The organism is Cellulomonas carbonis (assembly GCF_014636275.1).
Taxonomy (GTDB): domain Bacteria; phylum Actinomycetota; class Actinomycetes; order Actinomycetales; family Cellulomonadaceae; genus Actinotalea; species Actinotalea carbonis.
The window spans coordinates 889,829-911,905 of the sequence record NZ_BMEB01000002.1; the positions used below are offsets into that span (position 1 = coordinate 889,829).

Here is a 22,077-nt window from a genome sequence, read left to right on the forward strand (position 1 = left end):
ACGTCCGCACCGAGGATCCACGCGGACGCCCTGACCACGGGCCGGTAGCCTGATCGCGTCCCACCCCACCCCACGACACGACACAGAGGTCCCAGTGCCCACCGGCAAGGTCAAGTGGTTCGACGCCGAGCGCGGCTTCGGTTTCATCGCCAGCGACGAGGGCGACGAGGTGTTCCTGCACGCCTCGGCGCTGCCCGCCGGCGTCACGGCCCCGAAGCCCGGCGCGCGCGTCGACTTCGGCGTGGCCGACGGCCGCCGTGGCCCGCAGGCGCTGTCCGTCAAGCTGCTCGACCCCCTGCCGTCCGTGGTCAAGGCGCACCGCAAGCCCGCGGACGACATGGCCGTGATCGTGGAGGACCTCATCAAGCTGCTCGACCACGTCGGCAACGGCCTGCGCCGTGGCCGGTACCCGGACAAGGGCGCGGCGACCAAGGTCGCGACCGTGCTCCGGGCCGTCGCGGACGACCTCGAGGCCTGATGCCCACCGTCACGCGCGACGCCGTCCTGTCCTCGGCCGTCGACCTCGCCCGCGCCGCCGCGGTCGACGTCGCGGGCTCGGCCGAGCTCGTCGGCGAGCACCTGGGTGTCGTCGTCGAGTCCGAGCGGCTCGTCTCGCACACGTTCGCGACGACGGCCCTGGGCCACCGCGGGTGGCGGTGGACCGTCACGCTCGCGCGCGTCCCGCGCGGCCGCACCGCGACGGTGTGCGAGGTCCACCTGCTCCCCGGGGACGACGCGGTCCTCGCCCCGGCGTGGGTCCCGTGGTCGGAGCGCCTGCGCCCCGGCGACGTCGGGCCGGGCGACGTGCTGCCGCTCCTGCCGGACGACGACCGCCTCGAGCACGGCTACGAGGCCGTGGGCGACGCGGACGCCGACGAGCTCGCCGTCTTCGAGCTCGGTCTGGGCCGCGAGCGCGTGCTGTCGCGCACCGGACGCGCGGAGGCGGCGCAGCGCTGGTACGCGGGCTCGCACGGCCCGACGGCGCCGCAGGCGATCGCCGCGAGCGCCCCGTGCTCGACGTGCGGCTTCCTCCTGCTCATGGCGGGCTCGCTGCGCACCGAGTTCGGCGTGTGCGCGAACGAGTGGTCGCCCGACGACGGCCGCGTCGTGAGCATGGACCACGGCTGCGGGGCGCACTCGCAGACCGACGTCCCGACCGGCCCGAGCGACTGGCCGGACCCGCCGTCGGACGGTGACGAGCTCGAGCTCGTCACGCTCTCGGCGCCGCGCGACCAGGAGCCCGTCTCGGACGGGGACGCGGACGCGGCCGCCGAGGCCGAGCCAACTCCGGAGGCCGAGCCGGCCGCGGAGCCCGAGCCGACCGCCGAGGCCGAGCCGATCGCCGACGAGGACCCCAGCGAGCCGGAGGCCGACGCAGCCGCGGACCCGGGGTGACCGACCGGTTCGGCACCGAGCGGCTCCGCCGGACCGTCCTGGCCACGTGGGCCGAGCAGCCGGACCGCTTCCGCGAGGACGCGAACTCCGAGGAGGACCACGCGCGCGGCGGCTACCGCGACCGCGTCGTCGTCGAGCTCGCGCAGAACGCCGCCGACGCCGCGACCCGCGCGGGCGTCCCGGGCCGGCTCCTGCTCCTGCGGGTCGACGTCGGCGACGCCCGGCTGCTCGTCGCCGCGAACACGGGTGCGCCGCTCGACGCGCACGGCGTCGCGTCGCTCGCGTCGCTGCGCGCGTCGGCCAAGCGCGACCTCCCCGGCCAGGTCGGCCGCTTCGGCGTCGGCTTCGCGGCCGTGCGGGCGGTCGCCGACGACGTCGCGCTGCTCACGCGGTCCGCCGACGGGGACGGCGTCGACGCCGTGCACTTCTCGCTCGCGCGCACCGCCGAGGTGGTCGCCGCCATCGGCCCGCTCGCCGACGAGGTCCGGCGACGCGACGGTCACCTCCCGGCGCTGCGGCTCCCGTTCGACGGCACGGGGCCGCTCGGCGACCTCGCCCCCGTCGTCCCGGGTGCGGGCTGGGACACCGTCGTCGTCCTCCGCCTGCGCGACGACGCGGCCGCGCGCGCGATCGCCGACCAGCTCGACTCCGTCGGGGACCCGCTGCTCCTGGCGCTCCCCGCGCTCTCGAGCGTCACCGTCACGGGCGCGGACCGGGACCGGACGCTCGAGGACGTCGCCCGGCGGTGGGTCGTCGTGAGCCGGACGGGGGAGGTCGACGCGGCGCTGCTCGCGGACCGACCCGTCGAGGAGCGCGACCGCACCGCGTGGCGGGTCACGTGGGCCGTGCCGCGCAGCGGACCCGCCCCGGCGGGGTCGGTGCACGCGCCGACGCCGACGGACGACCCGTGCACGCTCCCTGCGCTGCTCGTCGCCACGTTCCCGCTCGACCCGTCGCGGCGGCGGGTCGCCCCGGGACGGCTCACGGACGTGCTCGTCGCGGCCGCGGGGGAGGCCTACGCGGACCTGGCCGCGGCCTGCCGGGCGGAGGGGCAGGACCCGCTGGGCGTCGTCCCGACGGGTCTTCCCGCGGGGAGGCTCGACGCCGCGCTCCACGACTCCGCGCTCCGCGCGCTGCGCGACGCGCCGGTGCTCACCCCGGCGGACGGCGGTCCGCCGGTCACACCCCGTGACGCGGTGGTGCTCGCCGGCCCCGCAGGGCACGACGCCGCGCTGCTCGCCGTGCTCGGGCCGCGGCTGCCCGCGCTCGTCGCCGCCGACCCGCGGCGGCGCACCGCGCTGCGTGCGCTGGCCGTCGAGGAGCTCGACGCGGCCGACGTCGTCGACTCGCTCCCCGCGCTCGCGCCCGCCGACCACCGGCGCCTGCTCGACGCGGCGGGCGCCGCGGGTCCGCAGGTCGTCGAGTCGCTCGCCTCGGTGCTGGTCCCGCTCGCCGACGGGCGCTCGGTCCGGGGCGCGCGCGGCCTCGTGGTGCTCGCGGAGCCCCTGCCCGACGACGTCGTCGGCACGCTCGCGGCGTGGGGACTGCGCATCGTGCATCCTGACGCGGCGCACCCGCTGCACACCCGCCTCGGCGCCGAGACGCTGACGGCCCCGGCGCTGCTGGTCCACCCCGTCGTGCGTGCGCACGTGCTCGCGGACGACGAGGGGGACGTCGCGCCCGTCGTGCTGCGCCTCGTCGGGGACGCCCTGCGCGCGGGCGCCCGGCTGTCCGCGCCCGCGTGGTGGGGTGAGCTGCTCCTGCGCGCGGCCGACGGGGAGCCGGTACCCGCACGGGGCCTCGTGCTGCCGGGGTCGCGCGCCGCGCGCTGGTTCGACCCGGACGTGCTCGCGCCCGTCGACGACGCGACCGCACGTGCCTGGCCCGACGCGCTCGCGGCGGTCGGCGTACGCACCGGGCTGCCGGTCACACCCGTGCCGGCCGAGGCGTACGACGCCGACGACCGGGACGCGGACGGCCTCTCCGGCGCGGGTCCCGACGACCCCGACGACGTCGCGTTGCTCGTCGACCGGCTCGACCGCTGGCACGAGTACGTCCGCGCGACAGGCATCACGGGCCGGTCGGCGCCGCAGGACGTCGTCGAGGACCTCGACGCGGTGCGCGCCGGCGCGTGGCCCGAGGTGCTCGCTGCGCTCGCGTCCGAGCACCCGCGCACGCTCGGTCCCGTGGCGCCCGGTGGTGCGCCGTCCTGGACCGCGTGGACGCTGCGGCGGCTCGTGCCCGGACTCGGCCGTCCGTTCGCCCTCGCCCCCGGGGAGCCCGACGACGCCGGGGCGGCCGGACCGGCGACGTCGGCGCCGACCCTCCTGCCCGCGGCGCCCGGCGTCGTCGCGGGCCTGCCCGAGCCCGTGCGGCGTGCGCTCGGCGGCGTCGCCGGGCTCGACGAGCTCGACGCCGCCGGGTGGACCGTGGTCCTCGGCGCGCTCGACGAGGGCGCGGCGCTGCCGCCCGCCGAGACCGTCGCGGCGTGGTCGGCGCTCGCGCGCCTCGCCGTCGGCGACCCCGAGGCCGCGGTCGACGGACCGTGCGTGCCCGCCCTCGACGCCGACGGAGCGACGGTCGCGGCCGCGCTCGACGACGTGGTGGTGTGCTCGCCCGCGTGGGCGCAGCGCACCGACCTCGGGCCGCGCGTCGTCGTCCCCGGGGCCGCGGTGGACGCCGTCGCGGCGATGCTCGACGCGGACGCGGCCGAGGACCGTGCCGCGGGTGCCGTCACGTCGCGCGGCGTCCGGGGCGACGTGCCGGACGCGGTGCGTGGGCTGCTGCCCGACGCGCCGCGGACCTGGGTCGAGCACGAGGACCTCCGGGTGGACGGTCGGCCCGTGGCGTGGTGGGTCGACGACGACGGTGTCGTGCACGCCTCGACCACCGAGGGGCTCGCGTGCGGCGTCGCGGCCGTCGTCGGCTGGTCCCGGCGGCACCTCGTGGCCCGGCTGCTCACGGGGGAGGTCGACGTCGACGCCGAGCGCGTGGCGCTCGCGGGCGAGCCCGACGCGGGGCGCGACGCCTGACCGGTGCGGGCGCGCAACCGGCGCCCGCACGCCTCAGCGGCTGCGGTGGCGGCGCTCCCACACGAGCGCGAGCAGGCCCAGGACGACGCCCGTGGCACACGTCGCGACGGCACGCCCCTCGACGCGGCCGAGGCCGAGCAGCACGAGGGTGACCACCAGGGCGACGACCCACACCGCGATCCCGACCAGGAACACGCGCCGGACGTCCAGCTGGACGGGCGCGAGCCGACTGGGCTCCAGGAGCCGGGGGCGGCGGGTCACGCGTGGAGCCTATCGGCCGGGATGTCCGCCGCCGGACCGTCACCCGGCGGTAACCCGAGTTCTGCCACTCTGTGCGCCATGACGCAGACGACCGCCCGGACGGCGCCCAGCGCGATCGACCGGTACTTCAAGATCTCCGAGCGGGGGTCGACCGTCGGGACGGAGATCCGCGGCGGGCTCACCACCTTCTTCACGATGAGCTACATCATCGTCCTGAACCCGCTCATCCTCGGCTTCGTGACCGACGGCACCGGCCAGTACCTCGGCGGAGGCGCCGGCGACGGCAGCAACCTGCCGAAGATCGCGGCGGCCACCGCCCTGGTCGCGGGGGTCCTGTCGATCCTCATGGGGACCGTCGCCAACTTCCCGATCGCGCTCGCGGCGGGCCTCGGGCTCAACGCCGTCGTCGCGTACGGCATCGCGTCGCTGCCGGGGATGACGTGGGCGGACGCGATGGGCGTCGTCGTGCTCGAGGGCATCGTGATCCTCGTCCTGGTGCTCACCGGGTTCCGGACGGCGGTGTTCCGGGCCGTGCCGCGCGAGCTCAAGGTCGCGATCTCGGTCGGCATCGGACTGTTCATCGCGCTGATCGGCTTCATCGACGCGGGTTTCGTGCGCGCGGGGGCCGGCACGCTGCTCGAGCTCGGCGTGGGCGGGTCGGTCGCGGGCTGGCCCCTCGCGGTGTTCGTCCTCGGCCTGGTGCTCGCGATCGTCCTCATGGTGCGCCGCGTGCGCGGCGGGCTGCTCGTCGCGATCGTCGCCACGACGGTCATCGCGGTCGTCGTCGAGCTCGTCGCGGGCGTCGGCCGGTTCGACGCCGAGAGCAACGCGACCGGGTGGAAGCTCAACAGCCCCGCACTGCCGGACTCGCTCGTCGCGACGCCGGACTTCTCGCTCATCGGCCAGTTCTCGCTGTTCGGCGCGTTCGGCGTCGTCGGTCCCGTCGCGGTGCTGCTGCTCGTCTTCTCGCTGCTGCTCGCGGACTTCTTCGACACGATGGGCACGATGGTCGCCGTCGGCGCCGAGGCGGACCTGCTCGACGAGGAGGGCAACCCGCCGCGCACGACGCAGATCCTCGTCGTCGACTCCGTCGCGGCGGCCGCGGGCGGCATGGGATCGGTGTCCTCCAACACCGCGTACATCGAGTCGGCATCGGGCGTCGGCGACGGCGCGCGCACGGGCCTCGCATCGGTCGTGACGGGCGTCGCGTTCCTGCTCGCGACGTTCCTGTCGCCGCTGGTCGACATGGTGCCGTCCGAGGCCGCCGCGCCCGCGCTCGTCGTCGTCGGCTTCCTCATGGTCATGCAGGTCTCGGGCATCGACTGGAAGAGCTACGAGATCGCCGTCCCGGCGTTCCTGACGATGGTGCTCATGCCGTTCACGTACTCGATCACGGCGGGCATCGGCGCGGGCTTCATCGCGTACGTCCTGCTCAAGGTCGCGGTCGGCAAGACCCGCCTCGTGCACCCGCTCATGTGGGTCGCGGCCGTGCTGTTCGTGGCCTACTTCACGCTCGGGCCGATCCGCGCCGCGCTGGGTCTGTGACCTGCGGCGACGCCGTCCGGCGCTGAGCCGGTCGGGTGGTGGCGCCCCGGCCGGCGAATCGGGACGACTACGATCAATGCGGACACTCCCGTCGACAGGCGGGACGGAAAGGGGTTGCTGTGCGGATCTCCGTCATCGGTTGCGGGTACCTCGGGGCGGTCCACGCCGCCTCGATGGCCCACCTCGGCCACGAGGTCGTCGGGGTCGACGTCGACGAGCGGAAGGTCGCGCTCCTCGCACGGGGTGAGGCCCCGTTCTTCGAGCCCGGCCTGCCCGAGCTGCTCACGGAGGTCGGCGCCACCGGGCGGCTGACCTTCACGACCGACATCGCCGAGGCGGCCGGCGCGACCGTGCACTTCGTGTGCGTCGGCACCCCGCAGAAGAAGGGCGAGCACGCGGCCGACCTGCGGTACGTCGACGCGGCCGTCGAGGCGCTCCTGCCGCACCTGCGCCCGGGCGACGTCGTCGTCGGCAAGTCGACCGTCCCGGTCGGCACGGCCGAGCGCATCGCGGAGCAGGTCGCCGCCGCGCAGCCCGAGGCCGTCACCGTGTGGAACCCGGAGTTCCTGCGCGAGGGCTTCGCGGTCGAGGACACGCTGCACCCCGACCGGATCGTCTACGGGCTCCCCGAGGGCGACGCCGGCCGCGTCGCCAAGGAGGCCCTGGACGCGGTCTACGCGACGCCGATCTCCGAGAACATCCCGGTCGTCGTCACGGACCTCGCGACCGCGCAGCTCGTCAAGGTCGCCGCGAACTCGTTCCTCGCGACCAAGATCTCGTTCATCAACGCGATGGCCGAGCTGTGCGAGGCGACCGGTGCGGACGTCACCGAGCTCGCGGACGCGATCGGCTACGACGCGCGCATCGGCCGCCGGTTCCTCAACGCGGGGCTCGGGTTCGGCGGCGGGTGCCTGCCCAAGGACATCCGCGCGTTCATGGCCCGCGCGGGCGAGCTCGGTGCCGACCAGGCTCTGTCCTTCCTGCGCGAGGTCGACTCGATCAACATGCGCCGCCGCGTCCGGACCGTCGACCTCGTGCGCGAGGTCTGCGACGGGTCGATCGTGGGTCGCCGCGTCGCGGTGCTCGGTGCGGCGTTCAAGCCGAACTCCGACGACATCCGCGACTCGCCGGCGCTGAGCGTCGCCGCGCAGATGGGGCTCCAGGGCGCGCACGTCGTCGTCACGGACCCCGAGGCGCGCGCGAACGCCGAGCGCCTGTGGCCGGACCTCCGGTACGCGGCCACCCCCGAGGAGGCCGCGAAGGACGCCGACGTGGTCCTGCTCGCGACCGAGTGGCAGCAGTATCGCGACCTCGACCCCGAGGCGTTCGGCGAGGTCGTGAAGCACAAGGTGGTCGTCGACGGGCGCAACGCGCTGGACCCCGTCAAGTGGCGGGCCGCCGGCTGGGTGTACCGCGCGCTCGGTCGCCCCTGAGGCACGGCGCGTCGGGCGCCGCGAGACCCGACGACGGCGGAGGCCGGGTGCGTGCGCACCCGGCCTCCGTCGCGCCCGGGGTGCGACGAGGGTCACCCGCCCGCGCCAGGTCGTTACCGCAGGTAATGACCTAGGATAGGGACCGTGCCTCCCGCCCCGTCCGCCGCCACCGAGCGGCCACCGACCGCCGCCCAGTGCCGGCCCGCGCCGCTCGCGACCGAGCTGCGCGTCGTCCTCACCCGGTCGGTCCGCCGGCTGCGCTGGGAGCGCAGCTCTGACCGGATCACCGACGGCCAGTACTCGGTCCTCGCGGCGCTGTCGAACGTCGGCCCGATGACGCCCGGCGCGCTCGCCGAGCGCGAGCACGTCCAGCCGCCGCCCATGACGCGCACCGTGAACCACCTCGTCGAGGCGGGCCTCGTGCGTCGCGACCCGCACCCCACCGACGGGCGCCAGGTGCTCGTCTCGATCACGCCCGCGGGTGAGGCCGAGGTGCGCGAGACACGACGGCGTCGCACCGAGTGGCTCGCCCGCCGGCTGGCGGAGCTCACCCCGGCCGAGCGGGAGACCCTCGCGCAGGCCACGACCATCCTCAGGAGGATCACCGAGCAGTGAGTCCCACCTTCGCCTCCCTGCAGTACCGCAACTACCGCCTGTGGTTCGCCGGCGCCACGGTCGCCAACATCGGCACCTGGATGCAGCGTGTCGCGCAGGACTGGCTCGTCCTCGTCATCCTCACCGCCGACTCCGGTGTCGCGGTGGGCATCACGACGGCGCTCCAGTTCGCGCCCGCGCTGGTCCTCTCGCCGTGGGCCGGACTCCTCGCCGACCGCGTCGACCGCCGCAGGCTGCTCGTCGTGACCCAGGCCGCGATGGGCGTGCTCGCCGCCGCGCAGGGCGTCCTCGTGCTCTCGGGCCACGCGCAGCTCTGGCACATCTACGTCTTCGCGTTCCTGCTCGGCTGCATCTCCGCGTTCGACGCGCCCGCCCGTCAGACGTTCGTCGCGGACATGGTCCCTGCCGAGCGGTTGTCCAACGCGGTCGGCCTCAACAGCGCGTCGTTCAACGCCGCACGCCTCGTGGGCCCCGGCATCGCGGGTCTCGCGATCGCGGCGGTCGGCACGGGCTGGGTGTTCGTCGTCAACGCCGCGACGTTCGCCGCGACCATCCTCGCGCTCACCGCGATGCGCCGGTCGGAGCTCCAGTCGCGACCGCGGACCGAGCGCGGCAAGGGTCAGCTGCGCGAGGGCGTCGCCTACGTCCGGAACCGCTCCGACATCCTCGTGATCATGGTGGTGGTCGGCGTGGTCAGCACGTTCGGCCTCAACTTCCAGCTGACGAGCGCGATGATGGCGCGCACCGAGTTCGGCATGGGGGCCGAGGAGTACGGCGTCCTCGGCTCGATCCTCGCGATCGGCTCGCTCGCCGGCGCGCTCCTCGCCGCGCGTCGCGAGCGCCCGCGGGTGCGCCTCGTCGTCGGCGCCGCGTTCGCCTTCGGGATCACGACGGGCGTCATGGCCCTCATGCCGAGCTACCTGACGTTCGCGATCGCGACCGTGCCGGTCGGCTTCGCGTCGCTCACGATGCTCACCGCGGCCAACAGCACCATCCAGCTCTCGACCACGCCCGCGATGCGTGGGCGCGTCATGTCGCTGTACATGGTCGTGTTCCTCGGCGCGACGCCGGTCGGGTCGCCCGTGGTCGGCTGGATCGGCGAGACGTTCGGTGCGCGCTGGGCGATCGGCATCGGCTCGATCACGGCGCTGCTCGTCGCGACCGGTGCGGCGCTGTGGGTCAAGCGCCGCTGGAACCTCGAGGTGCACTACCACCTGCTCGACCGGCCCCACCTCGAGGTGCGTCACCTCGACCGGGACGAGAGCGAGGTCCGTGAGGAGACCGCGTACAAGCTCGGCGGCCAGCAGGCGGGCGACCGCGCGTCCGCCGCCTGAGCATCGGCGGGCGACCGCGCGACGAGCCACCCGCGCCGTCGCGGGGCGACCACGCATCGCCCCCTGGGGCCACCGGTGGGGCCGCCCGGCGTCAGGAGGCGGTGGGGCCGCCGACCGGCGCCGTCGACCGGTCGCGGCTCACCGAGCGCACGCCGAGCGCGACGAGCACCCCGCCGGCGACGAGCAGTCCGGCGACGAGCAGGAACGCGCGGTGCGAGCCGAACGCGTCGGCGAGCGCCCCGAGCAGGAACGGCGCGACGGCGACCGCCATCCCGGTCCCGACCGTCGACGTCGCCTGGGCCTGGTCGGGGCGTCCGTTCGACTCCCGCAGGACGAGCGCGACCGCGAGCGGGTAGTGCGCGCCGTACCCGAGCCCGGCGAGCACGAGTCCGGCGACCGCGACCGCGGGGGACGTCGCCGTCCACAGGACGGCGAAGCCGACCGCGGCGACGCCGTACGCGCCGAGGAGCAGCTTCTCAGGGGCCTTGCGCATCGACAGCGGGCCGAGGACGAGCCGTGACGCGGTCATGCCCGCGACGAGCGCGGAGATCGTCGCCGTCGCGACCGACGGGCCCGCACCCGTGCGGGACACGACGAGGTCGGCAGCCCAGAACGTCGTCGCGAACTCGATCGCGACGCCGCACAGCATCGCGCCCCAGAACAGCCAGAACGTGCGACCGAAGCCGGCGCCCGCGCGCACCCGGGTGCGCCGCCCGGTGCTCACGGCGGCCACGGCGGCACCGGGTCCCGCGACAGCGGCGGCGGGCGTCGCACGCACGCCGCGCCCGAGGGCGCCCGTCGCGGGGAGCCGCAGCACGAGCAGCACGACCGCGGCGGCGAGGCCCAGCACGACGGCGACCGCGGGCCGCCACGTCCAGCCCGCCGCGACGGTCGCGCCGACGACGAGGGGCGCGAGCAGGCCGACGCCCGAGCCCGAGGCGTTCGCCTCGGTCACCGCGGCGGCACCGTTGCGGCCGTGGTGCAGAGCGAGCGCGGGCTGCGCGGCCGAGATGAGGAAGTTGCCGCCCACGGCCGTCACGACCACGGCCGGCAGGGTCCACGCGATCGACGGGCCGAGCAGCAGCGCGACGAGCCCGACACCGCACACGACCGCGCCGAGCGCGACCTGCGTGCGCCGGCCCAGGCGGATGGCGAGCTCGGACGACACCAGCCCGGCGACGACCGTGCCCACGGCCATCGCGGTCCCGTGCAGGCCCGCGACGGCGCGCGAGACGCCCTGCTCCTCGGCGATGAGCGGCATCGCGGGGGAGAACCCGTAGAGGAACCAGCCCCACGTGATGAACGTGCCGTAGAGCGTGAGCGTGAGGCGGTCCCGGCGCAGACCCGTCCGGGACGTGCGGTCGTCCGCCGCCGCGGTCACGCGAGGCGCTCGACGACGTGGTCGACGCACGCCGTGAGCGACTGCACGTCGGCGGGGTCGACCGCGGGGAACATCGCGATGCGGATCTGGTTGCGGCCGAGGCGGCGGTACGGCTCGACGTCGACGACGCCGTTGCGACGCAGGACGGCGCAGACCGTCGGGGCGTCGACGCGCTCGTCGAGGTCGATCGTCGCGACGACCTGGCTCCGCGCGGACGGGTCGGCGACGAACGGCGTCGCCCACGCGCGCGACTCGGCCCACCCGTACACGTGCGCGGCCGACTGCGCGGTGCGCGCGGTCGCCCAGGGCAGGCCGCCGTGGTCGAGCAGCCAGTCGAGCTGCTCGGCGAGGAGCACGAGCGTCGCGATCGCGGGCGTGTTGAGCGTCTGGTCGGCGCGCGAGCTGGTCAGCGCCGTCGTCAGCGAGAGGAACTCGGGGATCCAGCGGTCCGTCGCGGCGATCGACTCGGCGCGCTCGACGGCCGCGGGCGAGAGCACCGCGAGCCACAGGCCGCCGTCGGACGCGAAGGACTTCTGTGGTGCGAAGTAGTACGCGTCGGTCTGCGACAGGTCCACGGGCAGGCCGCCCGCGGCCGACGTCGCGTCGACGAGCACGATCGCGTCGTCGTCGGCGCCCTCGGGACGACGCACCGGCGCGGCGACGCCGGTCGACGTCTCGTTCTGGGGCCACGCGTACGTGTCGACGCCCGCCTCGGCCTCGGGGAGCACGAGCCCGCCCGGGGCTGCCGTGCGCACGGTCGGCTCGGCGAGGAACGGCGCGCGCGCGACGGCGGTGGCGAGCTTCCCGCCGAACTCGCCGAACGAGCACAGCTGGGCGCGGTCGCGCACGAGGCCCAGGGTCGCGACGTCCCAGAACGCCGTCGAGCCGCCGTTGCCGAGGACGACCTCGTAGCCGTCCGGCGCGCCCAGGAGGTCCGCGACGCCCGCGCGCACGCGGCGCACGAGCGAGCGGACCGGTGCCTGGCGGTGGGACGTGCCGAGCAGGCTCCGGCCGACGGACGCGAGCGCCTCGACCTGGGCCGGGCGCACCTTGGAGGGTCCGGAGCCGAACCGGCCGTCCACGGGGAGCAGGGGGGAGGGGATGACGATGTCGCTCGCGTCGGGCACGGCGACCACTGTAGGGCGGGCGACGCGGGACCCCGTGCCGGTGGCCACGTAACCTGGGGGCCGACGGCAGCGGAAGGACGGAGCGCCACGTGAGCGACCTCATCGACACGACCGAGATGTACCTGCGGACGATCTACGAGCTGAGCGAGGAGGGGATCGTCCCCCTGCGCGCCCGCATCGCCGAGCGTCTGGGCCACTCGGGTCCGACCGTGTCGCAGACGGTCGCGCGGATGGCGCGCGACGGGCTCGTCGTCGTCAGCGGGGACCGCCACCTCGAGCTGACCGAGCAGGGGCTGCTCAAGGCGACGCGGGTCATGCGCAAGCACCGCCTGGCCGAGCGGCTCCTGACGGACGTCATCGGCCTGGACTGGCAGTACGTCCACGACGAGGCGTGCCGCTGGGAGCACGTGATGAGCGACCGGGTCGAGCGGCGCCTCGTCGAGCTGCTCAACCACCCCCAGCACTCGCCGTACGGCAACCCGATCCCGGGCCTCGGCGAGCTCGGCGAGCACATGGCGTCCGAGGGCTTCCTCGACGGCGTCGTGTCGCTCGTGGAGCACGCGCGGCGTTCGCCCGGACGCGGCGAGGTCGTCGTGCAGCGGCTCGGCGAGCCGCTCCAGACCGACGTCGAGCTGCTCGAGCGCCTCGCGCAGGCCGGTGTGCTCCCGGGTGCGACGGTGCGCGTCGAGACGGGTGCCGGGATGGTCACGGTCGGTGCCGACGGCGCCGAGCTCGTGCTCGACCTGCCGGACGACATCGCGCGGCACGTCTTCGTCGGGGTCGCCACAGCGGCCGACGGCGCGGCCGGCGACCCGGCCGAGGCTTCCCTGCTGCCCGCAGCCGAGGTCTGAGCCGGCACGGCCGGGAGGGCTCTGCCCGCCGCCGAGGTCTGGCCCCGGGACGTGGCCGAGAGGCCCGCCGACCGGGACCGAGGTCCCGTGCGCACCCCGCTCGACGGGGTGCGCGCCGTGACTGATCTGAGACATGCGTCGCACCGCCGTGACCGGAGCGTGACATCCCGGTGGCGGCTCGGGTACATTCGCGGTGCTTCCCGGAACCCTCCTCCGTGAAGCCCTTGATCGGATCGCCGAGTGCTGCCGCCGATCGAGGTCCCCTCACGACCCACACGGCAGCAGCGGGGGAACCACCACGGGCACCGGTGACGGTGTCCTCGGGGTGAAGCCTCGGGAGCGTCCGCGGACGCCGACGAGGCCGGGTGATCTCCCACCCGAACCCGACAGCTCACCTCGCAGGCGTACGGAGAGGTTCCGAGTGACCGCAACTTCGCAGCGTGCCCGCCACCGCGCGGCCCGCCGACCTATCACGCCCCTGGACGACCTGGCCACCGCCGCGACGTGCTCGCTCGCGACCGTGGGCCGTCGGTCCGCCGTCGTCGCCGCGTCCTCCGGCCTGGTCGTCACGATGGCCCTGCCGGCCTCGGCCGCCCCGGCCGAGAACCCCGCGGGCGCCCTGCCCGCCGTCGACGTCACCGCCCTCACGGCCGAGGCGCGGGCCGCGCTCGCGACGTCGCCGGTCGTCACGGTTCCCGCCGAGGCCGCCTGGACCGTCGAGACGCCGACCATCTCGGTCGTCGCCGACCCCGAGCCCGAGCCCGAGCCCGAGCCTGAGCCGGCTCCCGCCCGCAGCTCGTCGGCGTCGCGCTCGACCGAGCGCGCACCCGTCGCGGAGGCCGCCCCCGCGCCTGCCGCCGAGGTGCCCGCCAGCGCCGTGGGCAGCGCGGTCATCGAGATCGCGTCGCGCTACGTCGGCGTCCCGTACGTCTACGGCGGCACGACGCCCGACGGCTTCGACTGCTCGGGCTTCACCTCGTACGTCTACGCGCAGCTCGGGATCTCCCTCCCGCGCAGCTCGGCCGACCAGCGCTACGCGGGCACCGTCGTCTCGCGTGACCAGGCGCAGCCCGGCGACCTGATCTGGACGCCCGGCCACATCGGCATCTACGCCGGCGGCAACACGCAGATCGACTCGCCCCGCCCGGGCAAGACGGTCCAGTTCCGCAACATCTGGCAGAGCAACCCCATCTTCATCCGCGTCGGCTGAGCCGCACGCCCCGAGAGCCCCGGACCGCGCGGTCCGGGGCTCTCGTGCGTCCGGGCTCGCGCGCGTGCCGCCCGGCTCGCGGGCGGCGCCGTCGGAGCGACCTGTTCACCGCCCCGATGCGCTGCCGTCACGATCATGTGCGCGCCACGGGGCCACGCACGCGGGTTCGCCCGTTACGCTGGCACCGCTGCTCCACCAGAGGGACCTGGCAGCCGGTCAGGTCCCCGTGCCTGGTCCCGGAGGCTGCCGTGCTGAGGACGACCGAGAGACCCACCACCGCCGTCGGCGTGCACCTCGACCGCCGGCCGTTCCCCGAGACGGTCGCACCGGAGCCCGGCGGTCTGCCCCGAGCGCTCGTCCTCAACGCGAGCCGTGAGCCGTTGTGCGTCGTCGGCGTGCACCGTGCGGTCGCGCTCGTCCTCAACGGCAAGGCCGTCGTCCTCGAGTCCGACGGGCACGTCCTGCGCTCGGAGCGCATGCAGCTGCCGGTCCCGCACGTGCTGTGCCTGACGCGGTACGTCCACGTGCCGTACCGGCGGTCCGTCACGCCGACGCGTCGTGCGGTGCTCGCGCGTGACGGGCACCGCTGCGCGTACTGCGCGGGGTCGGCCGACACGGTCGACCACGTGCACCCCCGGTCGCGCGGCGGGCAGCACGTGTGGACCAACGTCGTCGCCGCCTGCTCGCGCTGCAACCACCGCAAGGCCGACCGCCTCCTGTCGGAGATCGGCTGGACGCTGCTCCAGCCGCCCGCGGACCCGCGCGGCTCGGCCGCGCTCCTCGCGGCGGCGGTGCGGCCGCACCCGTCGTGGGCGGCCTACCTCGTCGCCTGAGCGGGTGACGCAGGCCGACCCGTCGCGCGGTTGGGCACGGTCCCACCAGGCGGATCGCCCCACGGGGGTCTCCGGACGGGCAGACTGGTCGTGACGGGCCGCACGGCGCACGGGCGGCAGCACGGTCGGTCAGCACGGCCGGTGAGGGGAGCGACGATGACGCACGACGACGTGGTGCTCGTGGGCGTGGACGGTTCGGCACCGAGCCTGAACGCGCTCGACTGGGCGACCGAGTACGCACGGGTCCACGGGCACCGGTTGCACCTGGTGTGCTCGTACACGATCCCGTCGTTCAGCACCTCGGCGCTCGACGGCGGCTACGCGGCCCTCGACGACACCGCGATCCAGCAGGGCGCCCGCGCGGTCCTCGACGAGGCGCAGGTGCGCGCCGAGGGGCGCGGGGTCGCCGTGACGTCCGACGTCGCGTCGGGCGACGCCGCCGCGGTCCTCGTCGAGCTCTCGCGCGGCGCGGCGCTCGCGGTCGTCGGCACGCGGGGCCGCGGTGGGTTCGCGGAGCGGCTCCTCGGCACGGTGTCGTCGGCGCTGCCGGCGCACGCGCACTGCCCGACGGTCGTCGTGCCGTCGCGCGGCGACAGCGTCGACCAGGGTGTGCGCCCGGTGCGACGCGTCGTGGTCGGGGTCGACGGCTCACCGGCCGCCGAGGCCGCGCTCGAGCGCGCGATCCAGGAGGCGGTCGTCTGGGGCGCCGAGCTGACGGCGCTCGCGGCCGTCCCGGTCGGCACGGGTGCGGGCCTGCTCGCGTGGCTGCCTGCGTCGGTCGACCACGAGCAGGTGCTGCGCGACGTCGCCGAGGGGCTCGACGTCGTCGTCGACCGGGCGCTCCTGGCCCACCCGGACCTGCAGGTCCGCCGGCACGTGCTCGACGGGACGGGTGCCGCTCTGCTGACGGAGTTCTCGACGGCGGTCGACCTGGTCGTCGTGGGCTCGCGGGGCCGGGGCGGGTTCGCGGGGCTCCTGCTCGGCTCGACGAGCCAGGCGGTGCTGCACCACTCCGTGTGTCCCGTGATGGTCGTGCGTGCCCCGTCGCGCGACGACGAGTGGTCGCCGACGTCGGTCGGGCGGTAGCGCGGACGCTCAGGCGGGCGAACCCTCGACCGACGGCGTGCCGGCCGCCGACCGCGGCGGGGTGTCGGGGCGCCGCACGAGCGGCGTGAGCGCGATGGTCGAGCGCGTGCGGACGACGAACGGCTCGGAGTTGATGCGCTCGACGACGCCCTCGAGGTGCCGGACGTCGTGCGCGCGGATCTGGACGAGTGCGTCCGCCTCACCCGTGACGGTGCTCGCCGCGACGACCTCGGGGTAGCGCTCGAACGCCTCGCGCATCGTCGTCGGGCTCGTGGACCCGGTGCAGTACACCTCGACGAAGGCCTCGGTCGCCCAGCCGAGCGCGGCCGGGTCGAGCCGGACCGTGAACCGGTCGATGACGCCGCTGGCCCGGAGCCGGTCGACGCGCCGCTTGACCGCGGGTGCGGACAGGTTCACGCGGGCGCCGATGACGGCGAAGCTCGTCCGCGCGTCGGCGGCGAGGTGGTCGAGGATCGCCAGGTCGATCCGGTCCAGGGCGTCCGCCATGCGCTCAGCATGCCCGAGACCGGCCCGGCCGCCGCGCAGGCCCGCGCACCCGCGCCGAGGACGGGCCGAGCGCCCCTCGGGCACGACGCAGGCCCCGCGCCGGGGGAGGCGCCGGCCTGCGGTGTCGTGCGGCTCGCCGGGTGTCGCGGCGTCAGCGCGCGTCGCGGAGGACCTCGGCCAGCTCGTCCAGCGCGTGGTCGAGGTCCTGCTGCGTGATGACGAGCGGGGGCGCGATGCGGACGGTCTGCCCGTGGGTGTCCTTGACCAGGACGCCGCGCTCGAGCAGCCGCTCGCTGACCTGGCGGCCGGTGCCGCGCGCGGGGTCGACGTCGACGCCCGCCCACAGCCCGACGGTCCGTGCGGTTACGAGCAGACCCTCCGACACCATCGCGTCGAGGCGCCGTCCGAGGTGCGCACCGAGGCGCGCCGCGCGCTCCTGGTGCTCGCCCGTGCGCAGCAGCTCCACGACCGCGAGGCCGACGGCGCACGCGAGCGGGTTGCCGCCGAACGTCGAGCCGTGCGTACCGGGCGTGAGCACCGCGAGGACGTCGCGTCGACCGACGACGGCGCTCACGGGGACGACGCCGCCGCCGAGGGCCTTGCCGAGCGTGACCAGGTCGGGGCGGACCCCGACGCGCTCGCACGCGAGCGTCGTGCCCGTGCGGCCGAGGCCGGACTGGATCTCGTCGGCGACGAGCAGGACGTCGTTCGCGTCGCACAGCGCGCGGACCGCGGGCAGGTAGTCGTCGGGCGGGACGACGACGCCCGCCTCACCCTGGACGGGCTCGAGGAGCACCGCGACCGTCGTCTCGTCGATCGCCGCGGCGATCGCGTCGGCGTCGCCGAACGGGACCACGCGGAAGCCCGGCGTGAAGGGACCGAACCCGCTGCGGGCGTCGTCGTCGGTCGAGAAGGACACGATGGTCGTGGTGCGGCCGTGGAAGTTGTCCGCCGCGACGACGATCGTGGCCGAGTCCGCGGGCACGCCCTTGACCTCGTAACCCCACTTGCGGACCGTCTTGATCGCCGTCTCGACGGCCTCGGCGCCGGTGTTCATGGGGAGCACCAGGACGCCGTCGGGCGCCGCGAGCAGCGGGCCGACGAGCGCGGCGAGGCCGTCCGCGAACGGCGCGAGCAGCTCGTGGTCGAACGCGCGCGAGACGAGCGTGAGCCGGTCGAGCTGCGCGCGCGCCGCGGCGACGAGCGCGGGGTGCCGGTGGCCGAAGTTCAGCGCCGAGTACCCCGACAGCAGGTCGAGGTACCGGCGGCCGGTGGAGTCCTCGACCCAGGCGCCCTCGCCCGACGTCAGGACGACCGGGAGCGGGTGGTAGTTGTTCGCGAGGTGCGAGTCCGGTGAGGCGGTGTCCGCCGGGGTGGTCGGCGGGCCCGTGAGGTCCTCGAGGGCTGCGGTCACCGGACCTCCCGGATCTCCAGCGTGCAGCACTTGGCGCCGCCGCCGCCCTTGAGGAGCTCGCTCGTGTCGACGGCGTGCGGCTCGAAGCCACGGTTGCGCAGCTCGACGGCGAGGTCGGTCGCGCCCGGGGCGACGACGACGCGGCGGCCGTCCGAGACCGCGTTGAGGCCGAGCGCCTCGGCGTCGCGGTCGGTCGCGATGATCGCGTCGGGGTAGCGCTCGGCGAGCACGCGCTGCGACTCCTCGGAGAACCCGCCGGGGTAGTACGCGATCAGCGGGTGCGCCGGGTCGCTGTCGAGCACCGCGAGCGCGGTGTCCAGGTGGTAGTAGTGCCCGTTGACGAGCTCGAGGCTCACGACCTCGCGACCCGTCAGGTCGGCGAGCTCGCGGTGCGACGCCCGGTCGGTGCGGAAGCCGCTCCCGGCGAGGAGCACGTCGCCGACCATGAGGATGTCGCCCTCGCCCTCGTTGATCTCGGCCGCGGTGTGCGTCACGAAGCCGTGGTCGGCGAACCACTTCTGGTACGCGGGGCCCTCGGGGGCGCGCTCGGCGTAGCGGAACCGCGCCGAGTACACGACGCCGTCGACGACGGTCGCGCCGTTGGCGGCGTAGACCATGTCCGGGAGGCCGGGGACCGGGTCGATCAGGTCGACGGTGTGACCCCAGTCGAGGTAGGTGCGGTAGAGCACCTCCCACTGCTGCAGCGCCAGGTCGCGGTCGGTGTACCGCGTCACGTCCATCCACGGGTTGATCTCGTAGCTGACCGTGTAGTGCTCCGGCCGGCACATGAGGTAGCGGCGCGGGGTGGCGGTGCGGGTCGTCACGGGTCCTCCGGGAGGTCGGTGGGGGTGCGGTCGCGTCTCGGTGCGGCGGCACCGTACGGCGGGGCTCCCACGAGGCTAGGGCCGGAAGGCCCAGGCGCCCGCACGGCAACGATGCGTGTCAGCGCACGGTTCGTTGCGTCGATCGGACCTCCGGCGGCGGATCGTTGCGCGGCCCGTCGTCAGCGGTCGGCGCGCCCCTGACCGCCGACCTCGGCGGCGACCCGGCGGAGCGCGAACGCGACCATCGCGGCCAGCACGGGCCGCAGGAGCGGGGCGGTGAGGGCGGGCGGCAGACCGCGCAGGTGGACGCGCTCCTCCCAGCGCACCTCGCACGCGTCGTCGCCGAGGGGACGGACGACGAGGCTCGCGGTGCCGTGCAGCACGGGCCCGATCTTGCGGTAGGTGACCTCGCCGGTCGTGCCCGGGCCGTGCGGGTCGGTGTGCGGCGGGACCGCGAGCACGACCTCCATGGTGTCCGGGAAGCCGGGCGCGCCGCGCGTCGCGAACGGGCCGCTCACGGCGGTGAAGCGCGCCCCGACGGGCAGCGAGGCCGGCGCGTCGATCCTCGTCAGGGGGATCCAGCGCGCGTGGTTGCGCATGTCCGTCAGGAGCGTCCACGCGTCCTCGGCCGCGAGCGGCAGGACGCGACGGGCCACGGCGGGCCGCCGCTGGGGCACGTGGCGCGCCGCGGCGTCGGTCGTCGTCGCTGCCTGTCCGGTCACCGGATCACGGTAGCCCGAGCGGCAGGAACGAGCAGGCGGGCGGTAGTAGCGTCGGGCGCCATGGAGACGCGAGTGCTGGGACGGACCGGACGTGACGTGAGCGTGGTGGGGCTCGGCTGCTGGCAGCTGGGCGCCGACTGGGGCGAGGTGGGCGAGGAGCAGGCGATGGCCATCCTCGACGCCGCGGTGGACGCGGGGGTGACGTTCCTCGACACCGCCGACGTGTACGGCGACGGGCGCTCCGAGCGCTTCGTCGGCCGGCTCCTCGCGCAGCGGCCCGACGCGGGCCTCGTCGTCGCGACCAAGATGGGCCGCCGCGCGAACCCGCACGTGCCCGAGGCGTTCACGCTGGACGCGTTCCGTGGCTGGACCGACCGCTCGCGCGAGAACCTCGGCGTCGACACGCTCGACCTGGTGCAGCTGCACTGCCCGCCCACGCCGGTCTTCTCGAGCGACGAGGTGTTCGACGCGCTCGACACGCTCGTCGAGGAGAAGCGCATCGCCGCGTACGGCGTCTCGGTCGAGACGGTCGACGAGGCGCTCACCGCGATCGCGCGGCCGAACGTCGCGAGCGTGCAGATCATCCTCAACGTGTTCCGTCGCAAGCCGCTCGAGGAGGTGCTGCCCGCCGCCGCGGAGGCGGGCGTCGGCATCATCGCGCGCGTCCCGCTCGCGAGCGGGCTGCTGTCGGGCAAGTACGACGAGTCGACGACGTTCGCGGAGAACGACCACCGGACGTTCAACCGCCACGGCGAGGCCTTCGACGTCGGCGAGACGTTCGCGGGCGTGCCGTACGACGTGGGCGTCGCGGCGGCCCGCGAGGTCGCGGCGCAGACCCCCGAGGGCGCGACCACGGCCCAGCTCGCACTGCGCTGGATCATCGACCAGCCGGGGGTCACGACGGTCATCCCGGGTGCGAGCCGGCCCGACCAGGCGCGTGCGAACGCGGCGGCCGCGGACCTCGCTCCGTTGACCGACGAGCAGCAGGACGCGCTGCGCCGCGTGTACGACGAGCGCATCCGGGAGCACGTGCACGGCCGCTGGTGACCTGAGGCGTGCGCGACGGGCCGGTCACCGCCGAGGCGGTGGCCGGCCCGTCGTGCGCCCGGGCGCGCGGGGCAGGTCGCGCGGCCGGACGGGCTCGGACCCGGGGCCCGAGCCGGGCTCTACAGCTGGTACACCTGGTAGGCGACCTCGAGGTCGACCCTCCGCTCGCCGGGCGCCTCCTGGGCGTCGGGCGTGCGGGCGCCGAGCTCGCCGTGCACCTCGACGTCGACGCGTGCGCTGGTCCCGGCGAGGTCGCGCAGCACGCGCGCGACGGCGTCCGCGCGGCGCCGCGCGAGGGCCTGGTTCTGCTGCACGGTCCCGGTCGTCGACGCGCGCCCGGTCGCCCGGATGGTCTGCGCGCCGCGGCGGACCTCGGCCTGCACCGCGCTGGGCAGGGACGTGAACCACGAGTGGACGTGCCGGATCTTGTCCTGCGTGAGGGTCGCGCTCCCCGCGGGGTCGAAGTGGACGGTCGTGACGTGGCGCGCCGTCGTCGGGCGGGGGACGGGGCCGCCGCCGGACTGCGTGAGCGCGCCGGCGCGCACCCAGCCCTGCCCGGAGGAGACCTGCAGCCCGGTGAGCCGTCCGGCCGCGTCGACGACGAAGCGTCCGCTGAACGACTCGTCGCCCGAGCCGACCGGGTCCCACCGACCGCTGATCGAGTAGGCGACCGCGGACACGGGCTCGTTGGACGGCGTGTACGCCGACGGCGTGAACGTGATCGAGAAGGTCGACGAGACGAGCGAGCTCGACCGGCCCCGGTCCTCCGTGACGGACACCCGGCGGACGTTGAACCCGTCGTACTCGAGCGTCACGTCGAACCAGAACGTCTGGGTGTCGATGAAGTACCGCGGGTGGTGGGCCGTCACGGGGAACCGGAACGTGCGCCGCTGCACCGCGAGCCCGGTCGGGCTCGGGTTGTGGATGTACGTCGCGGGCGTCGACGTCACCTGGAACGAGCCGTTGAAGACGTGCTGCTGGAGCCGGTCGAAGATGCCGAGTCCCAGCTCGGCCGCCGGGATGAGCACGCCCGCGACGGCGATGAACCCCGCCTCGGCCTCGGACCCGAGGTCCTCGGCGCCCTCGACGTCCCAGCCGGGCTCGAGGTACTCCCACGTCTCCGGCGCCGGGAGCGGGTCCTCGCCCGTCGCGCCGTCCCAGCCCTGCTCGGCCTCGGCGCCCTCCCACGAGGGTGCCGCCTCGCTGCCCGGCCACGACGCGGTCGACGTGCTCTCCCAGCCGGACCCGGTCCGACCGACCGCGGCGGCGAGGAGCGCCGGGAGGGCCTCGAGCATCGAGGGCACCGCCTCGAGCGCCGCGACGGCCGCCTCCGTGGGGACGCCGCGCAGGCCGGGTGCGCGTCGCGTGGACAGGGTCCCTGCCGAGGGGCGCAGGGGCGCGCCGGTCAGCCAGGCGACCGCGTCCTCGGAGTCGCCGGTCAGGAAGTCGTCATCCATGGT

The 22,077-nt window shown here is 75.4% G+C and carries 20 protein-coding genes and 1 riboswitch; of the genes, 12 read left to right on the top strand and 8 right to left on the bottom strand.

Annotated features, from left to right (window positions below):
• The first annotated feature begins 94 nt into the window (after positions 1–94).
• The 3 genes from IEV86_RS09285 to IEV86_RS09295 are packed head-to-tail and all read left to right on the top strand — an operon-like array spanning position 95 to position 4,427.
• Complete coding sequence (locus tag IEV86_RS09285; RefSeq protein WP_043610229.1) at positions 95–478, top strand: cold-shock protein; 384 nt, start codon at positions 95–97, stop codon at positions 476–478.
• Entirely contained in the window at positions 478–1,395 is a 918-nt protein-coding gene (locus tag IEV86_RS09290; protein ID WP_043610231.1) for a DUF3027 domain-containing protein, read from the top strand. Before IEV86_RS09285 ends, IEV86_RS09290 begins: the two co-directional genes overlap by 1 nt.
• Positions 1,392–4,427 (top strand): sacsin N-terminal ATP-binding-like domain-containing protein, encoded by a 3,036-nt coding sequence (locus IEV86_RS09295; RefSeq protein ID WP_188484639.1) that lies wholly within the window; start codon positions 1,392–1,394, stop codon positions 4,425–4,427. The genes IEV86_RS09290 and IEV86_RS09295 overlap by 4 nt, the downstream gene beginning before the upstream one ends.
• A 33-nt stretch (positions 4,428–4,460) precedes the next feature.
• Here IEV86_RS09295 and IEV86_RS09300 read toward each other — a convergent pair whose 3' ends face one another.
• The gene (locus IEV86_RS09300; RefSeq protein ID WP_043607389.1) at positions 4,461–4,688 is read right to left on the bottom strand and encodes a DUF2530 domain-containing protein; all 228 of its coding nucleotides are present in this window, start codon (positions 4,686–4,688) and stop codon (positions 4,461–4,463) included.
• A 78-nt stretch (positions 4,689–4,766) separates the two neighbouring features.
• On the opposite strand from IEV86_RS09300, the gene IEV86_RS09305 reads away from it, so the two are divergent.
• From IEV86_RS09305 to IEV86_RS09320, 4 genes are all read left to right on the top strand, one after another.
• A complete protein-coding gene (locus IEV86_RS09305; RefSeq protein ID WP_043607391.1) occupies positions 4,767–6,233 on the top strand; it encodes an NCS2 family permease in 1,467 nt (488 codons plus the stop codon).
• 119 nt (positions 6,234–6,352) lie between these two features.
• A complete protein-coding gene (locus tag IEV86_RS09310; RefSeq protein ID WP_043607394.1) occupies positions 6,353–7,666 on the top strand; it encodes a UDP-glucose dehydrogenase family protein in 1,314 nt (437 codons plus the stop codon).
• 144 nt (positions 7,667–7,810) lie between these two features.
• Positions 7,811–8,281 (top strand): MarR family winged helix-turn-helix transcriptional regulator, encoded by a 471-nt coding sequence (locus IEV86_RS09315; protein WP_043607396.1) that lies wholly within the window; start codon positions 7,811–7,813, stop codon positions 8,279–8,281.
• Positions 8,278–9,615 carry an MFS transporter gene (locus IEV86_RS09320; protein WP_043607400.1) on the top strand — a complete coding sequence of 446 codons (1,338 nt, stop codon included), beginning with the start codon at positions 8,278–8,280 and terminating at the stop codon, positions 9,613–9,615. The genes IEV86_RS09315 and IEV86_RS09320 overlap by 4 nt, the downstream gene beginning before the upstream one ends.
• A gap of 91 nt (positions 9,616–9,706) precedes the next feature.
• On the opposite strand, the gene IEV86_RS09325 is transcribed toward IEV86_RS09320, so the two are convergent.
• The gene (locus IEV86_RS09325; protein ID WP_052426278.1) at positions 9,707–10,996 is read right to left on the bottom strand and encodes an MFS transporter; all 1,290 of its coding nucleotides are present in this window, start codon (positions 10,994–10,996) and stop codon (positions 9,707–9,709) included.
• Positions 10,993–12,123: a phosphoserine transaminase gene (gene serC / locus IEV86_RS09330; protein ID WP_043607436.1), complete on the bottom strand. Its 1,131-nt coding sequence runs from the start codon at positions 12,121–12,123 to the stop codon at positions 10,993–10,995. The genes IEV86_RS09325 and serC overlap by 4 nt, the downstream gene beginning before the upstream one ends.
• A gap of 89 nt (positions 12,124–12,212) precedes the next feature.
• Between serC and IEV86_RS09335 the strand changes: the two genes are divergently transcribed.
• The 4 genes from IEV86_RS09335 (at position 12,213) to IEV86_RS09350 (ending at position 16,103) form a co-directional block, all read left to right on the top strand.
• Positions 12,213–12,974, top strand: coding sequence for an iron-dependent transcriptional repressor DtxR (locus tag IEV86_RS09335; protein WP_052426279.1), 762 nt, complete (start codon positions 12,213–12,215; stop codon positions 12,972–12,974).
• A gap of 237 nt (positions 12,975–13,211) precedes the next feature.
• Positions 13,212–13,393: riboswitch (cyclic di-AMP (ydaO/yuaA leader) on the top strand.
• Positions 13,394–13,395: 2 nt separating this feature from the next.
• The gene (locus tag IEV86_RS09340) at positions 13,396–14,184 is read left to right on the top strand and encodes a C40 family peptidase (protein ID WP_043607403.1); all 789 of its coding nucleotides are present in this window, start codon (positions 13,396–13,398) and stop codon (positions 14,182–14,184) included.
• 248 nt (positions 14,185–14,432) lie between these two features.
• The gene (locus tag IEV86_RS09345; RefSeq protein WP_229734578.1) at positions 14,433–15,017 is read left to right on the top strand and encodes an HNH endonuclease; all 585 of its coding nucleotides are present in this window, start codon (positions 14,433–14,435) and stop codon (positions 15,015–15,017) included.
• Between the two features lie 156 nt (positions 15,018–15,173).
• Positions 15,174–16,103: a universal stress protein gene (locus IEV86_RS09350; RefSeq protein ID WP_043607407.1), complete on the top strand. Its 930-nt coding sequence runs from the start codon at positions 15,174–15,176 to the stop codon at positions 16,101–16,103.
• A gap of 9 nt (positions 16,104–16,112) precedes the next feature.
• On the opposite strand, the gene IEV86_RS09355 is transcribed toward IEV86_RS09350, so the two are convergent.
• The 4 genes from IEV86_RS09355 to IEV86_RS09370 all read right to left on the bottom strand — a co-directional run bounded on the left by IEV86_RS09355 (position 16,113) and on the right by IEV86_RS09370 (position 19,570).
• The gene (locus IEV86_RS09355; protein WP_043607409.1) at positions 16,113–16,610 is read right to left on the bottom strand and encodes an Lrp/AsnC family transcriptional regulator; all 498 of its coding nucleotides are present in this window, start codon (positions 16,608–16,610) and stop codon (positions 16,113–16,115) included.
• Positions 16,611–16,761: 151 nt separating this feature from the next.
• Positions 16,762–18,024, bottom strand: a complete 1,263-nt coding sequence (rocD, locus tag IEV86_RS09360) for an ornithine--oxo-acid transaminase (RefSeq protein WP_043607410.1) — start codon at positions 18,022–18,024, stop codon at positions 16,762–16,764.
• On the bottom strand, positions 18,021–18,812 hold the full coding sequence (ddaH, locus tag IEV86_RS09365) for a dimethylargininase (RefSeq protein WP_052426281.1): 792 nt from the start codon (positions 18,810–18,812) through the stop codon (positions 18,021–18,023). The genes rocD and ddaH overlap by 4 nt, the downstream gene beginning before the upstream one ends.
• Positions 18,813–19,027: 215 nt before the next feature.
• Positions 19,028–19,570 (bottom strand): SRPBCC family protein, encoded by a 543-nt coding sequence (locus IEV86_RS09370; RefSeq protein WP_052426280.1) that lies wholly within the window; start codon positions 19,568–19,570, stop codon positions 19,028–19,030.
• Between the two features lie 60 nt (positions 19,571–19,630).
• On the opposite strand from IEV86_RS09370, the gene IEV86_RS09375 reads away from it, so the two are divergent.
• Positions 19,631–20,617: an aldo/keto reductase gene (locus IEV86_RS09375; protein ID WP_043607413.1), complete on the top strand. Its 987-nt coding sequence runs from the start codon at positions 19,631–19,633 to the stop codon at positions 20,615–20,617.
• Positions 20,618–20,736: 119 nt separating this feature from the next.
• On the opposite strand, the gene IEV86_RS09380 is transcribed toward IEV86_RS09375, so the two are convergent.
• Positions 20,737–22,074 (bottom strand): OmpA family protein, encoded by a 1,338-nt coding sequence (locus tag IEV86_RS09380; RefSeq protein WP_043607417.1) that lies wholly within the window; start codon positions 22,072–22,074, stop codon positions 20,737–20,739.
• Between the last annotated feature and the right edge of the window lie 3 nt (positions 22,075–22,077).